The 19586-nt window shown below is 39.6% G+C and carries 17 protein-coding genes and 5 tRNA genes; 17 read left to right on the top strand and 5 right to left on the bottom strand.

Annotation, left to right across the window (positions count from 1 at the left end; genetic code table 11):
- From H5182_RS21020 to purF, 7 genes are all read left to right on the top strand, one after another.
- Positions 1–716, top strand: a 716-nt coding sequence (locus H5182_RS21020) for a FimV/HubP family polar landmark protein (RefSeq protein ID WP_310741412.1), incomplete at its 5' end; no start/stop codon positions are given.
- A gap of 178 nt (positions 717–894) precedes the next feature.
- Positions 895–1689, top strand: a complete 795-nt coding sequence (gene truA / locus H5182_RS21025; protein WP_145241498.1) for a tRNA pseudouridine(38-40) synthase TruA — start codon at positions 895–897, stop codon at positions 1687–1689.
- A 160-nt stretch (positions 1690–1849) separates the two neighbouring features.
- Positions 1850–2725: an acetyl-CoA carboxylase, carboxyltransferase subunit beta gene (gene accD, locus H5182_RS21030; RefSeq protein ID WP_182760571.1), complete on the top strand. Its 876-nt coding sequence runs from the start codon at positions 1850–1852 to the stop codon at positions 2723–2725.
- Between the two features lie 25 nt (positions 2726–2750).
- Positions 2751–4016 carry a bifunctional tetrahydrofolate synthase/dihydrofolate synthase gene (gene folC, locus H5182_RS21035; RefSeq protein ID WP_145241494.1) on the top strand — a complete coding sequence of 422 codons (1266 nt, stop codon included), beginning with the start codon at positions 2751–2753 and terminating at the stop codon, positions 4014–4016.
- A gap of 11 nt (positions 4017–4027) precedes the next feature.
- Positions 4028–4666: an SPOR domain-containing protein gene (locus H5182_RS21040; protein WP_182759225.1), complete on the top strand. Its 639-nt coding sequence runs from the start codon at positions 4028–4030 to the stop codon at positions 4664–4666.
- 61 nt (positions 4667–4727) lie between these two features.
- Positions 4728–5222 carry a CvpA family protein gene (locus H5182_RS21045; RefSeq protein WP_054206292.1) on the top strand — a complete coding sequence of 165 codons (495 nt, stop codon included), beginning with the start codon at positions 4728–4730 and terminating at the stop codon, positions 5220–5222.
- Positions 5223–5240: 18 nt separating this feature from the next.
- Complete coding sequence (gene purF / locus H5182_RS21050; protein ID WP_145241490.1) at positions 5241–6767, top strand: amidophosphoribosyltransferase; 1527 nt, start codon at positions 5241–5243, stop codon at positions 6765–6767.
- Positions 6768–6881: 114 nt separating this feature from the next.
- On the opposite strand, the gene H5182_RS21055 is transcribed toward purF, so the two are convergent.
- A complete protein-coding gene (locus tag H5182_RS21055; RefSeq protein ID WP_145241488.1) occupies positions 6882–7481 on the bottom strand; it encodes a Yip1 family protein in 600 nt (199 codons plus the stop codon).
- Positions 7482–7728: 247 nt separating this feature from the next.
- Between H5182_RS21055 and miaE the strand changes: the two genes are divergently transcribed.
- From miaE to H5182_RS21070, 3 genes are all read left to right on the top strand, one after another.
- A complete protein-coding gene (gene miaE / locus H5182_RS21060) occupies positions 7729–8499 on the top strand; it encodes a tRNA isopentenyl-2-thiomethyl-A-37 hydroxylase MiaE (protein ID WP_182732574.1) in 771 nt (256 codons plus the stop codon).
- A gap of 199 nt (positions 8500–8698) precedes the next feature.
- Entirely contained in the window at positions 8699–10924 is a 2226-nt protein-coding gene (locus H5182_RS21065; protein ID WP_145241484.1) for an EAL domain-containing protein, read from the top strand.
- Positions 10917–12836: a sensor histidine kinase gene (locus H5182_RS21070; protein ID WP_145241482.1), complete on the top strand. Its 1920-nt coding sequence runs from the start codon at positions 10917–10919 to the stop codon at positions 12834–12836. Before H5182_RS21065 ends, H5182_RS21070 begins: the two co-directional genes overlap by 8 nt.
- Positions 12837–12884: 48 nt before the next feature.
- On the opposite strand, the gene H5182_RS21075 is transcribed toward H5182_RS21070, so the two are convergent.
- From H5182_RS21075 to H5182_RS21085, 3 genes are all read right to left on the bottom strand, one after another.
- Complete coding sequence (locus H5182_RS21075) at positions 12885–13664, bottom strand: ABC transporter substrate-binding protein (RefSeq protein WP_145241480.1); 780 nt, start codon at positions 13662–13664, stop codon at positions 12885–12887.
- A 47-nt stretch (positions 13665–13711) separates the two neighbouring features.
- A complete protein-coding gene (locus H5182_RS21080; RefSeq protein WP_145241478.1) occupies positions 13712–14455 on the bottom strand; it encodes a UDP-2,3-diacylglucosamine diphosphatase in 744 nt (247 codons plus the stop codon).
- Between the two features lie 89 nt (positions 14456–14544).
- The gene (locus H5182_RS21085; protein WP_145241476.1) at positions 14545–15036 is read right to left on the bottom strand and encodes a peptidylprolyl isomerase; all 492 of its coding nucleotides are present in this window, start codon (positions 15034–15036) and stop codon (positions 14545–14547) included.
- Positions 15037–15186: 150 nt separating this feature from the next.
- Here H5182_RS21085 and cysS point away from each other — a divergent pair, with 150 nt between their 5' ends.
- Both cysS and H5182_RS21095 read left to right on the top strand, forming a co-directional pair.
- Positions 15187–16566 carry a cysteine--tRNA ligase gene (gene cysS, locus H5182_RS21090; RefSeq protein WP_145241474.1) on the top strand — a complete coding sequence of 460 codons (1380 nt, stop codon included), beginning with the start codon at positions 15187–15189 and terminating at the stop codon, positions 16564–16566.
- A gap of 198 nt (positions 16567–16764) precedes the next feature.
- A complete protein-coding gene (locus tag H5182_RS21095) occupies positions 16765–17655 on the top strand; it encodes a DMT family transporter (RefSeq protein WP_145241472.1) in 891 nt (296 codons plus the stop codon).
- 66 nt (positions 17656–17721) lie between these two features.
- Here H5182_RS21095 and folD read toward each other — a convergent pair whose 3' ends face one another.
- The gene (gene folD, locus H5182_RS21100) at positions 17722–18576 is read right to left on the bottom strand and encodes a bifunctional methylenetetrahydrofolate dehydrogenase/methenyltetrahydrofolate cyclohydrolase FolD (RefSeq protein ID WP_145241470.1); all 855 of its coding nucleotides are present in this window, start codon (positions 18574–18576) and stop codon (positions 17722–17724) included.
- Between the two features lie 348 nt (positions 18577–18924).
- Between folD and H5182_RS21105 the strand changes: the two genes are divergently transcribed.
- The 5 genes from H5182_RS21105 to H5182_RS21125 all read left to right on the top strand — a co-directional run bounded on the left by H5182_RS21105 (position 18925) and on the right by H5182_RS21125 (position 19546).
- Positions 18925–19001: transfer RNA gene (locus H5182_RS21105), tRNA-Pro, on the top strand.
- Positions 19002–19131: 130 nt separating this feature from the next.
- Positions 19132–19208, top strand: a tRNA-Arg gene (locus H5182_RS21110).
- A gap of 23 nt (positions 19209–19231) precedes the next feature.
- Positions 19232–19307, top strand: a tRNA-His gene (locus tag H5182_RS21115).
- A gap of 15 nt (positions 19308–19322) precedes the next feature.
- Positions 19323–19399: transfer RNA gene (locus H5182_RS21120), tRNA-Pro, on the top strand.
- 70 nt (positions 19400–19469) lie between these two features.
- A tRNA-Pro gene (locus tag H5182_RS21125) sits at positions 19470–19546 on the top strand.
- The last annotated feature ends 40 nt before the right edge of the window (positions 19547–19586 follow it).

The following is a 19586-nucleotide window of genomic DNA, read 5'->3' on the forward strand; positions in this document are numbered from 1 at the left end:
CAGTTGTTGAAGACGAGCCAGTTGTTGAAGACGAGCCAGTTGTTGAAGACGAGCTGGTTGCTGAAGATGAACCAGTTGTTGAAGATGAACTTACAGATGCGTTAGAAGATGAATATCGTAGTGATTTCGCGACTGAACTAGAAGATCCACTGGAACAATCGTTGTCAGATGACCAGCTTGATGATGATTTTATGGCTGATCTCACCCAAACAGATTTTGATGCATTGCTTAGTGAGTTGGCTGAACCTGAGTCTTTAGAAATAGATGATAGCAGCGAGTTTGAAGTTGATTTCAATGCGTTACTCAGTGAAGATCTTGCTGCACTTGAAGAGCTTTCAGTACCTGATGATATGCCGTCGGCTGAGCAATTAAGTGAAGACGTGAATGCATCAACAAATGAGGACATCGTTGCGGATGAATTCGTCGATATTGATGCTTTGATTGAACAAAGTGATGATACAAGCTTAGATTATGAACCTTATGATGATGTAAATATGGATGTCGGATTAAGTGAGTTTGATGCCTTACTTGCTGGAGATAACCCAACTGATGTGGATGCTGAAAGTGGCGGTTATTCTGCAAAACTTGATTTAGCACGTGCTTATATTGAAATAGGGGATATGGATGCAGCCCTTGATGCTATTGACGAAGTGATAGCAAATGGTCCCGAAGAAGTACAAGAAGAAGCACAAAGCTTAAAAGCAAAATTACTGTAAGTTGTTTCTGCATTTATAGTTAAAACGGGGAGTAAATTTAGTTTACTCCCCGTTTTTTTAGCAATAGAAAAAAGGTCGCTTGGCTACTGTGCGCTTAATTTGTATAGAGTCACTTTTATTGCAGCGTCAGATAGCATAAAATGCCCCGTTCATTAGCACAGTAGGTAAAGCAGTAATTATGCGAGTAGCACTTGGAGTTGAGTACAACGGCGCCCGTTATAGTGGTTGGCAACGTCAATCGCATGTAAATAGCGTACAACAAGAAGTAGAAACCGCGCTTTCGCGTATTTGTAATCATCCAGTTGAAATAGTCTGTGCTGGACGCACTGATGCCGGCGTGCATGGCACTGGGCAAGTGGTGCATTTTGATACCGATGCTGAACGCGATATGGTTGCATTTACTATGGGTATGAATACCTTGCTACCGAAAGATATTGCTATTCGCTATGCAAAACCGGTGAGTGATGATTTTCATGCACGTTTTAGTGCTACTGCTCGTCGTTATCGTTATGTTATTTACAATAACGCCTTTCGAGGAGCAATATTAAATGAAGGCGTTACGCATTTTCATCACCCACTTGATGAAACTAAAATGCAAGAAGCATGTCAATATCTATTAGGTGAGCATGATTTTACGTCATTCAGAGCTTTGCATTGTCAAGCGAATACTGCTACACGTACTATTCATCACTTGTCGGTTGAGCGTCAAGGCAGTTATGTGATTATTGATATTAAGGCTAATGCATTTTTACACCACATGGTGCGTAACATTACCGGTTGCTTAACCGATATTGGTATTCATAAGCAGCAACCTGTGTGGCTAAAAGAGTTACTTGATTTAAAAGAGCGAGCCAAAGCCAGTGCGACGGCAAAGGCGGCAGGTTTATACTTAGTTGATGTTGACTATCCGGCGCGGTTTGAAATTCCGTCGACACCACTTGGCCCTTTATTCTTAACGGATGTGAATGGTTAATTGGTGATAAATTAAACATAACCTTGCAGGCATTTCACTACTAAGACCAGTTTTTTATACCGCCTGTGTGGAATTCATGTTTTAATTGAAAAAATTTGTCTGTCAATAATGATTTGGCAGGAACGCAGCAAAGCACAGAATAGTATTAAGAGAGTTGCAAATGAGTTGGTTAGAAAAAATCCTACCTAAAACAACAAAGTCTTCGGCTCGTAAAGAGATCCCTGAAGGTGTTTGGGCAAAGTGTACAGATTGTGATTCGATTTTATATAAAGCTGAATTAGAAAAATCACTCAATGTATGTCCTAAATGCAATCACCACATGCGTGTGAGTGGCCGTAAACGCCTTGAGCACTTTTTGGATGATGGCGACCGCCAAGAACTTGGCACACAGCACGAACCAAAAGATATTTTAAAGTTTAAAGACTCGAAAAAATATTCAGATCGTATCGCCGCCGCACAAAAATCAAGTGGCGAAAAAGACGCATTAGTCGCGATGAAGGGACGCTTAAAAGGCATTCCAGTGGCCGCCGTCGCATTTGAATTTTCATTTATGGGTGGGTCAATGGCATCGGTTGTTGGCGCACGTTTTGTGGATGCTGTTGATCAGTGTTTAGAGCATAAGATGCCGCTAATTTGCTTCTCAGCTTCAGGTGGCGCACGTATGCAAGAGGCACTAATGTCGCTTATGCAAATGGCTAAAACCAGTGCTGCACTTGCTAAGATGAGCGAACAAGGCTTACCGTTTATCTCAGTAATGACTGACCCAACTATGGGCGGTGTATCAGCATCATTAGCTATGCTAGGTGATATCAACGTGGCGGAGCCAAAAGCATTAATCGGCTTTGCGGGTCCTCGTGTAATTGAACAAACTGTGCGCGAAACCTTACCTGAAGGCTTCCAACGCAGTGAATTTCTACTCGAGCATGGTGCCATCGATATGATTATTGATCGCCGTGAAATGCGTGACACACTTGCCCGCATACTAGCTAAATTTATGAACTTGCCTTCTACGGAACAAGAGCATAGAGTAGCGTAAATTTCAGCTTTACTGATCACACGCTATGACAAAAAATCTTCCTAGCCAATCATCAAGCCTTGATGATTGGCTTTGTTATTTAGAAAGTGTTCACCCAGCAAATATTGCCATGGGTTTAGAACGCGTTGCCAAAGTTGCCAATACAATTGGTTTACTAGATAGCCCAAGTAAAATTATTCTAATAGCCGGCACCAATGGCAAAGGCACCACTGCCCGATGTTTAGAATCACTGCTGCTGGCCCAAGGTTATTCGGTTGGTACCTATGCATCTCCTCATTTAATTCATTATAACGAACGAGTGCGTATTAATGGCGCTGAGCTTGATGATCAATTTCATGTTGATGCGTTTGATTTGCTCGAGCAAGGCCGCGGTGACACGCCACTGACTTATTTTGAGTATGGCACCTTAGGCGCACTGGCTATTTTTAAACGCCATAGCGTTGATTATGTGCTGTTAGAAGTGGGTTTAGGTGGGCGTTTCGATGCTACCAATATTGTTACTCCATTTGCCAGTGTGATCACCACCATAGATCTAGATCATAAAGAGTACCTTGGTGATACGCGAGAGCTTGTGGGTTATGATAAAGCAGGGATCTTCCGTACTGGCACACCTGCCATTGTCGGCGATTTAAATATACCGCACACAGTCACCGACTACGGTCATGAAATTAACGCGGTGATGCATTTATCTGGGCGAGACTTTATATTTAAAGAGCATGCGCAAAGTTTTAGTTGGCAATATCAAGCCCATCACTTTGAGTTTGCTAAACCATCAATCCCATGCCAAAACGCGGCAACGGCACTAACCACATTAGCCGTGTTAGATTTATTACCTAGTGAGGCATTGATCCGTGATTGTTTAGCTAATTTAGTTGTTGAAGGGCGTTTTCAGCAACTAAGCAGCAAACCTATGGTCTATACTGATGTGGCACATAATGCTGAATCTGCACGCTATTTAGCTAAAAAGTTAGCTAACCTGCAAGATCAAGGCTTTAAAGTTCATGCGTTAGTCGCTATGCTGGCTGATAAAGACAAAGTCGCTGTATTAAATGAAGTTAGCCCGGTAGTTGATGCGTGGTGTTTAGCCGGACTTAATTGCTTTCGTGGCGATAAAGTAGAGAATTTAGCTAAATCCATGGATAATGTGCATACAAGCGCGCCAATTGAAAAATATCAAACAGTTGCAGACGCATTGGATGGTGTGTTGCCACAGCTTGATGAGAAGACGGTGTTAATCATATTTGGCTCCTTCTTAACTGTTGCAGCTGCTATCAATTATTGGAAAAAATAGAGAGGAATCAGGTGAACTCAGGCTTTATAAATCGTTTAGTCGGCACAACTATTGTGGTGATTGCAGCTATCGTGTTTATTCCTAATATTCTTGATGGCGAAAAAGTACATTACAAAGAAGGCTTTAAAGCCATTCCGGAACGTCCTGAGTTCACAACTATTGACTTGCAAGATTCAATAGATGATCAAGTGGCTAACGCACAACAGCCAAACGAAGAGCCTGAGGAAGATATATTGCCAGATGATGACCTACTCTCAAGTTCCTCTGAAGCAGTTGTAGAGACGACGCCAGTAGCGAAAAAAATGGTTGAAGCATCGACTGAGCAAACTACTGTAGCAACGACTACAGCACAACCTGTTGAAAAAAAGTCTGAGCCATCACGTAAGCCTGAAGAAAATTTATCGAAAATGGCATATGTAATTCAGTTGGGGAGCTTTTCGCATAGTGCGAATGTAAAATCGCTACAAGCTAAACTAAGTGACAAAGGGTTTAAAACCTTTACCCGTCCAGTTAAAACACCAAATGGTACTTTAACCAAAGTTTTTGTGGGTCCGTCGCTTGATAAAGCCCAGCTTGAGAGCAAACTCCCTGAATTAAAAGCACTTACTAAACTTAACGGAAAAGTTACCCAATTTGAAGTAGCAAAATGATCTGGCATTTAGTGCTGACCTCTTATAGAATGCGCCCCAAATTAACGACTAGTTGGTTCATATGATCTGGGTTGATTACGCCATCTTTGGCATTATTGCACTGTCTACTATTATCGGTTTAATTCGTGGCTTTATAAAAGAAGCAATGTCTTTGGCTGTGTGGGCTGGCGCATTTATCATATCTAGCTTGTTTTACCAATATTTAGCATCATTCCTAACAAGTATTTCTGAACCCCTTTTAAGAAATGCAGCGGCCATTGCCATATTATTCTTTGCGACGCTATTGTTAGGCGGATTGTTAAACTACCTTCTAGGTGAACTTGTACAACGTACTGGTTTGTCTGGCACAGACCGTGTCTTCGGCATTGTCTTTGGTGCACTTCGTGGCGTGTTGGTCGTGAGCGCGTTACTCTTCTTTCTTGATGCTTTTACTGGTGCACCCAATACGCACTGGTGGGGTAACTCTATTTTGATCCCAGAATTTGGCTTTGTTGTTGAGTGGTTTTTTTCATACCTCGAAAATAACTCTAGCTTTTTAAATTCGGTCAACCGTTAATCGGCGAGGAAAAATTTCATGTGTGGTATCGTTGGAATAGTCGGAACATCTCCTGTAAATCAGGCGATTTATGATGGCTTAACTGTTTTGCAACACCGTGGCCAAGATGCCGCGGGCATCATTACCATTGAAAACAACACCTTTAGTTTACGCAAAGCAAATGGCTTAGTGAAAGATGTATTTCACACCCGTCATATGAAGCGTTTACAAGGCACTATTGGTATCGGCCATGTACGCTATCCGACAGCAGGTTCTTCTAGCTCGTCTGAAGCGCAGCCGTTCTATGTTAACTCACCGTTCGGTATTGCTTTAGCACACAACGGTAACTTAACCAATGCAGAGCAGCTTAAAGAGCAATTGTTCTGTGAAGCACGTCGCCACGTTAACACAACCTCAGATTCTGAAATTTTACTTAACATCATGGCTCATGAATTAAGTAAACCAAATAAACTACATCTTGACCCTGAAGATATTTTTAACGGTATCACCGAAGTTATAAATAAAGTTCAAGGCGGTTATGCCACCATCGCTATGGTAATTGGCCATGGTATTATCGCGTTTCGTGACCCAAATGGTATTCGTCCATTAGTGTTTGGTAAACGTGAAACTGCAAATGGCACTGAGTATATGTTTGCCTCTGAAAGCGTTGCGTTAAAAACTGATGGTTTTGAATTTGTGCGTGATGTCGCTCCTGGTGAAGCGATATATGTTACTGAAGGCGGTGAGTTTTACTCACAAACATGCGCAGATAAAGTATCTTATTCGCCATGTATCTTTGAATTTGTTTACTTTGCACGTCCAGACTCAAATATCGATCGCATGTCTGTTTACGCTACACGTGTAAATATGGGCACTAAGCTTGGCGAAAAAATTGCTCGCGAATGGGCTGATAAAGATATTGATGTTGTTATTCCAATCCCAGAAACATCATGTGATGTGGCATTGGAAATCGCCCGCGTACTTAATCTGCCATATCGCCAAGGGTTTGTTAAAAACCGTTACATTGGCCGTACGTTTATCATGCCTGGTCAGGAAATGCGTAAAAAGTCAGTACGTCAAAAGCTCAATGCAATTGACCGTGAGTTTAAAGGTAAAAACGTATTACTAGTTGATGACTCGATTGTACGTGGCACTACTTCAGCACAAATTGTTGAAATGGCGCGTGAGTCTGGTGCTAAAAACGTTTACTTTGCTTCTGCTGCACCTGAAATTCGCTTTCCGAACGTGTATGGTATTGATATGCCATCTGCGGCTGAGTTGATTGCCCATGGACGTGAAGTTGAAGATATCAATGCAAGCATTGGCTCTGATGGTTTGATTTTCCAATCGTTACCTGATTTGATTGCTGCCGTAGCGCAGGAAAACCCAGAAATTACACGATTTGAAACATCAGTATTTGATGGCCAATATATTACCGGTGGTATCGATCAGAATTATTTGAATCGTATTGAACAGCTGCGTAATGATTCGGCAAAAAGTAGTCGTGAAAGTGCCATGTCTTCTGGTTTAGAGTTACATAATCAAGAAGAAAACGGCTCAGATTAATCTCTGCCTAGCGAAATAAAAAAGGAGCTAAATTTAGCTCCTTTTTTGCGAAGGAAAGAAAATAATAACACTACTTTATACTACATTTTACAGCTTCTAACGTTGAACTAGGTATCATGTAAAGGTTGGACTTACGATACCGTTGGTCCACAATATGGCGGTGACAGCTAAAATAATCACCAGTAAAATTAGTCCGCAAGTTACCACAGAGCTTGCGTAAATAAAGCCACGCTCTTGCGGTATATGCATCAAAATGGGCACACCGGTATACAGTAAGTAGACCGAATAGCCTAAAGCGACCAAACCCACACATACAACAAACCATAGCTCTGGCCAAAATGCCGCTAGTGCAGACATAAATACTGGTGTTGAAGTATACGCTGCAAGTTCTAAGGTTTGGGTAAAGGTTGGTTCTGCACCAAAAGTAACAGCCATCCAATGTGCTAAATAAGCCAGCGCAAACACACCCACAATTAAAGCGCCATACATAGCTGCAGCAATCAGTATTGCACTATCGTGGGTTAAAAATACCGGATTACCAGCCCCGATACTCCAGCCTAAATAAACCGATGAGTAATAACCCATTGCAGATGGAAACAACGCTATCAGTAATATATGTGATAGGCTATATGTTAAGCTCTCGTGGCGGTTATCTATTGTTTGCCACTCTTCGAGTGGATGGGCATATATGCCCCAAAGATGGTTTAGTATCATAATTGTGTGCCCCATGAAAAGGAATTAGTTCACTGTTTTATTTTTATACAGCTTGTATTAAGTTATGGTTCAGTAATGGGGTCTTGTCAAGAAACACCAATGAGAGACGAAAGCAAAAAAATCAGCGGGGATATATTTAACTAGAGTTCGGGTTAATTAATCAAACCCCCAGCTTTGTTTTATTATCAGTCATTTTTCATGATAAAATCATTTTCTTAATGATAGATACTAATGAGCAACTCCCTTCGTGCCACATAGCAAACTTTTAGAACCGATTAAGCAATTTTTACGTTGTGAAACCCCTTTAGGGTGGATTGATGAAGCCACTAAAAAAGAAAACCTAGCGGTTATTTTAATTGATCATCTCATCTGTGAGCTTAAAGCCGCGCAATCTGCGATGTTTTTAATTCGTAAATATGCCGTGGATAAACAAAGCAGCGATGCCTTGCTTGAGTGGCTAAAGCCGTTTGAAACGCTGATATACAAACGTGAAGGGAATTGGCGCGATCTTGCGGCTAAAAACAAACTGACTAAAGCAGTGATCCCAAAATCTGATTCAGCTTATGGGCAAGATTTGGTTGATAAAATGGTGATGTTGATCAAAGAAGAGCTGCACCACTTTTATCAAGTATTAGAGATCATGGATGAGTACGGTATTGAGTATCAAAGTATTACGCCGTGTCGTTATGCTAAGGGTATGCTAAGACATGTAAAAACTTTTGAGCCAGATGCACTGGTCGATAAGCTCATAGTCGGTGCTTACATCGAAGCTCGTTCGTGCGAGCGTTTTGCCGCGCTTGCACCCCATGTAGATAAGCGTTTAGGTGATTTTTATATTTCGTTATTGCGCTCTGAGGCACGCCATTACCAAGACTATTTAACTCTTGCCCAAGAAATTGCTGGTTTTGATATTACCGAACGGGTTAAAGAGTTTGGTGAAATTGAAGCGCAGTTAATTACATCTTGTGATGACGATTTTAAGTTTCACAGTGGTACGCCGGTAAATAAAAGCGCTTAACGAACACCAACATGTGCAACAGCTTTTCAAATCATGCTGTAGCACATACTTTATTATCAAAAGTGTTTTTAAATTAGACACATCAAAAACTCTCACCTAATATTTAAAGCAAGTTAAATTTTTATTTATCAGTTATTTTATTGCTTTGCAATGCATTGTAAATGAAAGACCATTGCTATTATTATTTTGGTGGGTATATATGGATGAGAATGAGGGATTATTTGTATTTTCTGCTGAGGAAGAGTTAGTAAATACCGACCTTAAAGTATGGAAAATTTTAACTGTTGAGGATGATCTCGATTATCAACACGCATTAATTAATAGCTTAAAAGAATTAAAGGCCAAAGAAGGCTACAAATATGAGTTATTAGCGGCCAACTCAGTACCAGAAGCTGCGCTTGCTTTAAGTATGCACCCAGATATAGCACTTGTTTTTATCGATGTGGTTATGGAAGAAGATGACTCCGGACTGCGTTTGGTTAATACCATCAGAGAAGTGATTGGCAACGCTGAAATGCGTATCGTGTTACTAACAGGGCAGCCCGGTTTCGCCCCTGAAACCGATGTGATGAAAATGCTCGATATTGATGAGTACTGGAATAAGTCTGACATTTCTGCACAAAAGCTTGAATCAATCGTTAATAGTAATATGCGAACTTGGCAATATATTTCGCAAATAAAAGCCGCTAAACAAGGTTTGCAACTTGTGCTAGATGCATCAAGGAGCATTAATAGCAAACATGATATGGGCTCATACTCTGCTGCAGTGCTGCAAGAGCTAAGTAATATTTTAAAAATATCAGAGGGAGGCGGCATCCTTTGCTCAAGTAATCTAGACAAAGATGCTGGTGCTGTAATTCTGACTACTAACGGCTGCTTTAATGGTATGAAAGGGCAAAAAGTAGATGGCAATTTACCGGCCGATATGTACGATGACTTCCAGCTAGCTATTCAAGAAAAACGTCATGTTTTTTCAAATCAGCATAGTATCTTCTTCTTCCCAGCAACCATTGCTGAAGGCACTCACTATATTACCCTGGTAAAATCAGATAACCCAATTAGTGAAGAAAATGAATATTTATTAAAAGTATTTAGTGAAAACGTAAGTAGCGGGTTTGCTAATATTTCATTATTAAATAGATTAACCGAGCTTGCCTATACTGATGTTTCATTAAATTTACAGAATAGAAACTGGTTAACTCGCGAAATTAAAAATATGAACGTATATGAGCAATCAAAAATGCGTTTGATTATTTTTGATATTTACCAGTTTGATGAAAAAGCTTTTACCTTTGGTTACGATTTTTGTAAAAAAATCATAAAACTCGTTCATAAAAGTATTGTAGATGTTTTTTCAATCTATGACCCCAGAATTGCGATTATTAGTAATCGTAGCTTTGGCATGCTCATCAATGTTGATTTTGATATTGCCGATGATATTACGCATTTTCATAATAAACAAAAGTACGAAATTGAAAATGTTAAGCAATTTATTGACGTAAGAGTATTGGAGTTAAAGTTAAGTTGCGCATCAAATATTACTCCCGAAAAAGTAATTAGCCTAGCAGAGTCGAGTTTAAATTACATGCAAGTAACTCAAACGAAGTTTATTTTGCATACTGATGAAAAGACAGTGGCAATAACAAGGCGTTATGAGTTGATGGCGCACCTTAGGACGGCTATTAGTACCAAAGAATTGCGTATCGCTTTACAGCCAAAAATGTGCTTGAAAACATTAAAACCAATTGGTTTTGAAGCGCTAGCTAGATGGCAGTTGGCTGATGGCAGCTTTGTAAATCCTGAAGAGTTTATAGAGCTTGCTGAAACCGCTGGTTTAATTAATGAGCTTGATAATGTTATTTTTGAAAAAATACTACAAACTATTAATCAACTAAAAAGCTGTGGTATAAACTTACCCATTGCATTTAACGCATCATCTTATGACTTGATCGAGCCTTCTTACTTTGAGTCTATCAAGAGTCGGATTGAAGAATATAAAGTATCCCCCTCGATGCTGGAACTTGAAGTGACAGAAACGCAAGCGATCAGTAATTACAACTTTATTAAAGAGGCTTTATCACGATTTATGGCATTGGGTATTAAAGTGAGTATTGATGACTTTGGTACGGGTTATTCATCATTAGCACACATTAATGAAATACCGTCGAATGCGATAAAAATTGATCGCTACTTTGTCAGCAACCTTGAGCATAATATAAATAATCAATACATGATAAAAATGATCATCAGTCTCGCAAAGCAATTTGATTTTAAAGTTATTGCTGAGGGTGTTGAAAACGAATTTGAGGTGCAATGGTTAAAACAAGCTGGTTGTGAAATGGCCCAAGGTTACTTTTTTTCAAAACCGCTATTTTATGATGATTTACTGATCTGGTTAGCACAGTTTGATAATGTAAATGACTAAAAAAAGTAACTCATTTTATAGCGACAAAAAAGGCGTACTCATAAAGTCGCTGTTCATTTTATTTGTTGCGATATTAATTGGCTGGCTGGTATACGAGCAAGTTTATCAGTCAAAAGTAACCATAATAAAAGAGCGCCAAGATGAAAAACTAGTGCTTGTGAGTACTGATTTATCTAAAGAGCTAAGCAGTATTAAAAAACTCACTCAGCTGTTAGCAAATGGCCAAGTATTAAAAAGTAATACAGGTTTAAATACATTGAGCGCTCAACAAAGCGACAAGCTCATAAATGATTATTTTTTAAATTTTGCTTCTGTATCAACCAATATCTCACAAATACGTTGGCTTGAACGCAGTGGTAAAGAACGTTATAGAATTAATTTCAGCAATAAAAAAAGCGAAATTGTTGAGGTATCACAATTACAAAATAAGCAAAATCGTTATTACTTTAAAGAAGGGATGTTAGTTGCACCACCGAATACATTTATTTCAGAAATTGATTTAAATATTGAGCGTGGAAAAGTTGTTGTCCCGCATGAGCCAACAATTAGGGTGACTTACAGAACGCAAGGTGGTGATTATTTAATAGATGGCTTGTTAGTAGTGAATTTTAATCTGGATTATTTATTTAGTAATATTCGACAATATGATGAAAAAAACACCCAAGTAAATATTCTAAATCATGATGGTTATTGGTTGTATAATAAGGATCCCGCATTACAGTTTGGGTTTATGTATAATCAAGTTAATAACTCGCTAGCAAATAACTCTCCAGCGCTTTGGCAGCATATCATTGAACATGACGTACAAAGCACCTCACGTATTTTTCATGACAGTTTATATACTTTCAGGCGATTCTCTATTGTTTCACTACGTGAATCAACACAAAGAACCGCAGATTCAGATAAAGAGATTATTATACTTATCGGTAGCCCTAAAGAGCTGCTGTATAATGCAAAAATGACTGCTTTTCAATATGCTGCTCTGTGTAGTGTTATTTTATGTATTTGCGGTTTTGGTTTTAGTTACCGTGAATATTTATTCCAACAGCAACTAATTACTTTATCTTATAAACTACAGCGTGAAAAAGTAGAGTTAGATAGCGTCAACAAACAGCTCGATTTAACTATAAGGCAGCAGCAGCAATTACAAACAAGCTTACTCGAAGCTCGAAAACTATCGTCTTTAGGGTTGTTGGTGGCGGGGGTTGCTCATGAGATGAATACACCCATTGGCGGTGCTATTATCTCAGTATCTAACGCGAATGTGGTTATTAATAAGTTGAGTGACGCGATAAAAACCGGATTAACTAAATCGCAATTAGATAAAAGCACACAGAGCATTGAGGAAAATTTAGGGTTAGCTAAAATTAATTTAAATAAGGCAGCGGTATTAGTTAAAAGTTTTAAAAAAATGGCGATAGACCGTCATAATGATGATGTCATCACATGTAATATAAGAAAAATAACTGAAGATTTACTGATCTCCCTTAATTCAAGATTAAAAAACTCAAACGTAAAAGTGAAAACCTTAGTTGATACTGACCAAGATATAAAAAGCCGACCAGGAATTATTTCCCAAGTGCTAGAAAACCTGATAATGAACGCACTAACCCACGGGTTTGCCAAAAATCAAGTCGGTGAAATTGAGATAAAAATAGCACAAGCTGCTAGTCAATCCATTAAATTAACCATTTCAGATAGCGGTGTTGGGATTAAAGCAGAGTCTCAACAGTACATCTTTGAGCCTTTTTACACCTCAGCTCGTGGTATTGGCAATACTGGGCTTGGCTTATATATGGTGCACCAATGGGTTACACACATTTTGCAGGGGGAAATTAAATTACAGTCCAATCCACACTCTACAGAGCGCTTTAAAACTGAGTTTACTATTACTATACCCAAACTATCTTAAGATGCAGAATTCGTTGCTTGGAGTGATAGTCATATAAGCATTTGTGTTTTAACGTTTTAAAAATTGTAGGTATTGCTCAGTCTTAGCTTCTGAAAAGCCATGGCTTAGGAGAACTTGTGCGGCCTCACCATTATTTACAATGGTGTTGAAACCGTTTTCTAATTGTATTAATTGTTGCTTACTTTGCACAGCAGATTTGGAAAAAATAATATATAGGTAGTGGGACGCTAAATGAGGAGGGATATATACGATTGACTGTCCTGTTTGTAATTGTGGATGATTGTTTAACCAGTACTCACCGACTTCTTTGGTACCAGCTACTAAATCAACGCGGCCAAGCTGTAACACGCGTAAGCTGCTGATCAAGTCATTAGTCGCTGTAATGGCTAAATTATGTTCACTACTAAAACCCTCGCTAACTATATAATTACTACCTTTACTTATGCTGTATGGCTGTAATGACGTTAAACTGCCATCGTAATTTATTTTGCTACTTTTTCGTTTAAATAATCCAGTAAATGACTTTGCTAATGGTCGTGAATAGTGGAATGTTTTTTCTCGCTCGGCGCTATAATAAGCCCCTAAAAGAGCTGTTCGCTTATTTTTTTCAAGTAATCTTAGTGCACGAGCCCAAGTTGTAAACTCAATGCTAGCTTCAATATCTTGGCTTGCTAATGCAGTAATAATAATATCAGCTAACCAACCTTGTTGCGGCAGTTGCTCTGAAAAATACGGGGGAAAAGGCTCGGTAACAAAAAGCCATTTATCTTGGCTGTATGTATGGCCTGCGTAAAATAAACAAATAAGTATGAAAAATAATTTAAGCATTACGACCAGTACTAAAAACGATCAATATCGTAAGCGTAGACAATATTTTATATTTGTGCGAATGGTTCACTTACTAGTTCTTGTGTCTGTGCGGTAACAACTAAATAAGAGCCTTGAGTATACCAATCACCCAGCACTGTGCGAGTGAGTGTTTGCTTATCTACTTCATAATGATGCACATTAGGGCGATGGGTATGGCCATGGATCATATGTTTTACTTGGTGTTTTGCAAATGTTGCTAGTACCGCTTGTTCAGTAACATCTAATATTTCAAGCGCTTTACCGGTTTGATTTTGCTTTGATTTTTCTCTGGCATTTTGCGCAACTTTACGACGATACCAAAGTGGCATAGCAAGCATTAATCTTGGCCACCACCAACTGCGGCCTTTTTTACGAAACTTTTGATATTCAATATCTTGTGTGCACATTTCATCGCCATGCAAAATGACAGTGGGAGTGCCATATAAGTCAATTACCAGCTGTTCGGGTAATAAAGTCATTCCTGCTTGTTTGGCGTATTTATCGCGCATAATGAAATCACGATTGCCATGCACAAAATATACTGGGGTGCCGTTATCACTCACTACTTTTAAATGCTTTGCAACTTCAGTTGAGAGTGCAGTTACATAGTCATCACCAACCCATACTTCAAAAAAGTCACCAAGTATATATAGCGCGTCTACATCCTTATTAATAATATGCGTATTTAAAAACTGATAAAAAGCTGCACTGATATCTGGGCGATTTTCACTTAAATGGAGGTCGGCAATAAAGTAGGTTTGGCGAGTCATAGGTAAGTCTTTTAAAAATAAATAAAGCGGGCATATACGTATAGCATAGATACCCGCTAAAACGCCACGTTACGTGGGTAAGCGTACTATTAGTTTACAGTTACGCTTGTGATGATAACGTCATCAAGAGGTACGTCTTGATGAAAGCCTGTGCTACCTGTAGCAACGGCTTTAATTTTTTCTACTACGTCCATACCTTCAACAACTTCAGCAAATACACAGTAACCCCAGCCTTGAGATGTTTCGCTGCTGAAGTTTAAGAAGTCATTGTTATTCACGTTAATGAAAAACTGTGCTGTTGCTGAATGTGGATCAGGAGTACGTGCCATAGCAAGTGTACCAATCTTATTAGAAAGGCCATTGTTTGCTTCATTTTGAATAGGATCATGCACTTCTTTTTGTGTCATACCTGGTTCAAAACCACCGCCTTGTACCATGAAACCATCAATTACACGGTGAAAAATAGTGCCGTCGTAAAAGCCTGCGTTAGCATACTGTAAAAAGTTTTTAACTGTGTTTGGCGCATCTTCTTTGAGCATGTTAATGGTGATATCACCAAAATTTGTGTGTAGAACAACCATGTGGTTTCCTATTAGCTGATTTATTTGCCGCTATTTTATCTTAGTTAGCTAAGATTAACAAAGTGCTTATTCAATTGATAAAGCGCTAGAGCAGGGGCTTTTCAAGTGTTAACATAGCGATTCAAGTAAATAGTCAAGGACTTAAAATAAATGGTAAATATATACAACACACTCACGCGTCAAAAAGAGCAATTTAAACCTATGGTCGACGGCAAGATCGACATGTATGTGTGTGGTATCACCATTTATGATTATTGTCACATTGGTCATGCCCGCACATTTGTTAGCTTTGACGTGATCGTACGTTATCTTCGTCACATTGGTTATGATTTAAAGTATGTACGCAATATCACCGATGTTGATGACAAAATCATTAAGCGTGCGAATGAAAATGGCGAAGCGATTAATGACTTAACTGTGCGTATGACAAAAGCAATGCATGAAGATTTTGATAGTCTAAACATGTTGCGTCCAGACATTGAACCTACAGTCACAGGTCATATGGACGAAATTATCGAAATGGTTGAACGACTAGTTACTAAAGGCCACGCCTATGTTGCAGCCGACGGCGATGTTTTATTTGACGTCTCAACGTTTGAGCAATACGGTGCATTGTCACAGCAAGATTTAACTATGCTACAAGCCGGTTCGCGTGTTGAAGTAGCACAAGATAAAGATGATCCACTTGATTTTGTGTTATGGAAAAAAGCCAAAACGGGTGAACCATCATGGATATCACCGTGGGGCGAAGGTCGTCCAGGTTGGCATATTGAATGTTCGGCAATGAGCTCAAAGCATTTAGGTGAGCATTTTGATATTCATGGCGGTGGTTCAGACTTACAGTTTCCACACCATGAAAATGAGATTGCGCAATCATGCTGTGCAAATAACGGCAAGTACGTCAATACCTGGATCCATACGGGTATGGTACAAGTAAATAAAGAGAAGATGTCAAAATCATTAGACAACTTCTTTACTGTTCGTGATGTACTTAAAGAATATGATGCTGAATCGGTTCGTTATTTTTTAATTTCTGGTCATTACCGCAGCCAGTTAAATTACTCGCAAGAGAACTTAGATCAAGCACGTTCGTCGCTTGAGCGTATTTATACGGCACTTCGTGGTGTTGAGCCTATCAGTTGTGATTTAGCAACAAATGAACATGTGGCTAAATTTAGAAAAGCAATGGATGACGACTTTAATACACCAGAAGCATTACCGGTGTTATTTGAATTAGCCAAAGAGCTAAACCGTGTAAAAGACGTTGATGCTGAGCAAGCGGGTAAGTTAGCATTTGTTCTGCGCAGTCTTGGGGAAGTTTTAGGGGTTGCTCAACAAGCACCAGAGGCATTTTTACAAGGTGGCCAAGCAGATGACGAAGTTGCCCAAATAGAAGCGTTAATAGTTAAGCGTAATGAAGCGCGCGCGAGTAAAGATTGGGCTGCGGCTGATGAAGCGCGTGATGCTTTAAATGCACTTGGGGTGATACTGGAAGACTCTGCAGGTAAAACTACATGGCGTAAAGCGTAATTAATTACCTTACTAGTGCCAGTCAAATAGGCATTGCTAAATAAGACATATTTTAGTAAGTATTATTTTAGTAAGTATTTTATTAGTAAGTATTACAAAGGGTTGCCAATTTGGCAGCCTTTTTATTTTTTCTAGCTTGACCTCAACTTAACCTTAGGTTTTACCTTTGCGTTTCTTAGTTATTTTGAAAGGAATGAAATGAATATTTTTCTTGCCATGATCCCTGCTTTTTTATGGGGCACCACCTATGCGGTCACTAAATATGCCACCCCAGATTGGCCGCCAATATTACTTGGCGCGTTACGAGCATTACCTGCGGGTTTACTGTTATTTGTGCTTAAACCATCATGGCCTAAAGCAAAACAGTGGCGCGGTTTAGTATTATTAGCTGTGGTTAATATTGCCCTGTTTTTTAGTTTTATTTTTATTATGGCGGTTAATTTACCAGCGGCAATTGCCGGTGTTGGTATGGTCTCTGTGCCTGTGGTTGCGTTGATTTATGCGTGGGTTTTTAAAAAGCAGCGTCCAGCGTTTTTGCAATCGGTGTGCGCACTTATATTAGTGATTTTGGCTTGGCGATTATTTGATCCCCAGCATGTCACGATTAATGCCTTAGGAGTATTCGCTTTAATTGGTGCGTTGTTAACAATTGTTGTTGGTAGTACTTTAGTGCAAAAAATGTCTACCCACACTCATTGGTGGACGGTATTAACATGGCAGCTGATCATTGGCGGATCATTGTTATCATTAGTAGCAATGAATCAAGCTATTTACTTTGATCCACAACAATATCAAGTACTTGCTAATGGTGTCAGTTCAATACAGTGGCTTGCATTATTTTGGTTAATTGTGCCAAATACAGCGCTTGCGTATATCTTGTATGTTTGGTTACTTGGCCGCATGACGGTGGTTGAGTTTACTTTCGGTACGATTGCTAATCCGATCGCAGGTATTATTTGCGCCGTTGTATTACTAAGTGAGCACTATCAAGTTTGGCAATATACGATAATGGTTTTAATGATTTTCTTCTCTGTGCTGCCGCAATTGTTAAAGCTAACACGGCGCCAGCGCTCAGCTAAAATAGTCTAACAAATAACAACAAAGGGTTGCTAAACAGCAACCCTTGTTAATTCTTGATGCGACGTTAGAGGCTAATTAGCTATGGTATTTTTCACAGGCCTCAAGAGTATTTTCAATCAAGCTTGCTACTGTCATTGGGCCAACGCCGCCAGGTACTGGCGTGATGAAATGTGCTTTTTGCTCAGCGATATCATACTGTACGTCACCGACTAATTTGCCGCTATCTAAACGATTAATGCCTACATCGATCACAATTGCACCTTCTTTAACCCAATCCCCAGGAATAAACTCAGGTTTACCAACTGCAACAACTAACAGATCAGCACGGCGTACATGAGTTTCTAAATCTTGCGTAAATTTATGACACACAGTGGTTGTACAACCAGCAAGTAATAGTTCCAATGCCATAGGACGACCAACAATATTTGAAGCGCCAACAACAACTGCATGCATGCCTTTGTATTTTACACCGGTCGAATCAAGCAGTGTAATAATACCTTTTGGCGTACAAGGGCGAAGAGCAGGCATACGCTGTGCTAAACGGCCAATGTTATAAGGATGAAAGCCGTCAACATCTTTGAGTGGAGTGATATGTTCAAGGATTCTTTCAACATCAAGACCAGCGGGAAGAGGAAGTTGTACTAAAATACCATCAACTTGTGCATCGTTATTGAGCTCATCAATTAAATCTAATAATGCTTGCTCGTTTGTATCTGCTGGTAAATCAAATGATTTAGAAATAAAGCCAACTTCTTCACAGGCTTTACGTTTTGAACCTACATAAACTTGGCTTGCAGGATCTTGCCCTACAAGTACAACTGCAAGTCCAGGTGCTCGCAAACCGTTTGCAACACGTTCACTTACTCTTTGTGCGACTGCACTGCGTACTTGTTTAGCTATTGCCTTACCATCGATGATGTTTGCCGTCATGGGTGACCTTTAATTGGGGTTAGTTAACTTAATACCGATACTTTAAAAACGAATGCATACAGAAATAGGGGTAATATAATGCTAATAAAGAACACGTTCTTTATTATTCGTTTTTAATATGCTTACTATTTTCGCAGAAAAGCGCTAATGCGCCAAGTTGCTTTTCTGATATACCCGCTAATTATATAAAACAGTTGAAATTTTAGCTGATCCTCACAATATTTAACCATTATGAACTAAAAATGACCGATTGATTTATTTTCTTAAAAAAAGGTTTGACCTGACACGGTCAAATCACTATTATGCACCCCGTTGTCAACGAGGTCACTCGCTAACAATAGTAAGCATCGGCGATTAGCGCAGTTTGGTAGCGCACTTGGTTTGGGTCCAAGGGGTCGCAGGTTCAAATCCTGCATCGCCGACCACTTTCTCAATTATAAAGAATGGTAGTGATTGGTTTGGGTATGTCCCATGCAGTCACAGGTTAAATGCTGAAAAGCAGACCACTTTCTATTATAATAGATTGGCTTATTGGTAAACTATGAAGTTTTCGATGCGCCCATAGCTCAGCTGGATAGAGCAACGCCCTTCTAAGGCGTCGGTCGAAGGTTCGAATCCTTCTGGGTGCACCATTTGAAAACATGTAAATATAGCGGTGGTTGTAGCTCAGTTGGTAGAGCCCCGGATTGTGATTCCGGTTGTCGTGGGTTCGAGCCCCATCAGTCACCCCATTTACAAAAGAATATCGGCGATTAGCGCAGTTTGGTAGCGCACTTGGTTTGGGTCCAAGGGGTCGCAGGTTCAAATCCTGCATCGCCGACCACTTTCTCAAAAAGTGGTCTCAAATACACAGTTTGAGTGTTCAATGAAAACGAGGTTTAATACTTCAATATCGGCGATTAGCGCAGTTTGGTAGCGCACTTGGTTTGGGTCCAAGGGGTCGCAGGTTCAAATCCTGCATCGCCGACCACTTTCTTAATTAATAAAAAACAATTCAAAATTCATATTGC

Origin of the sequence: Pseudoalteromonas sp. SG44-17 (assembly GCF_014164235.1) — a bacterium.
Lineage (GTDB): Bacteria > Pseudomonadota > Gammaproteobacteria > Enterobacterales > Alteromonadaceae > Pseudoalteromonas > Pseudoalteromonas rhizosphaerae.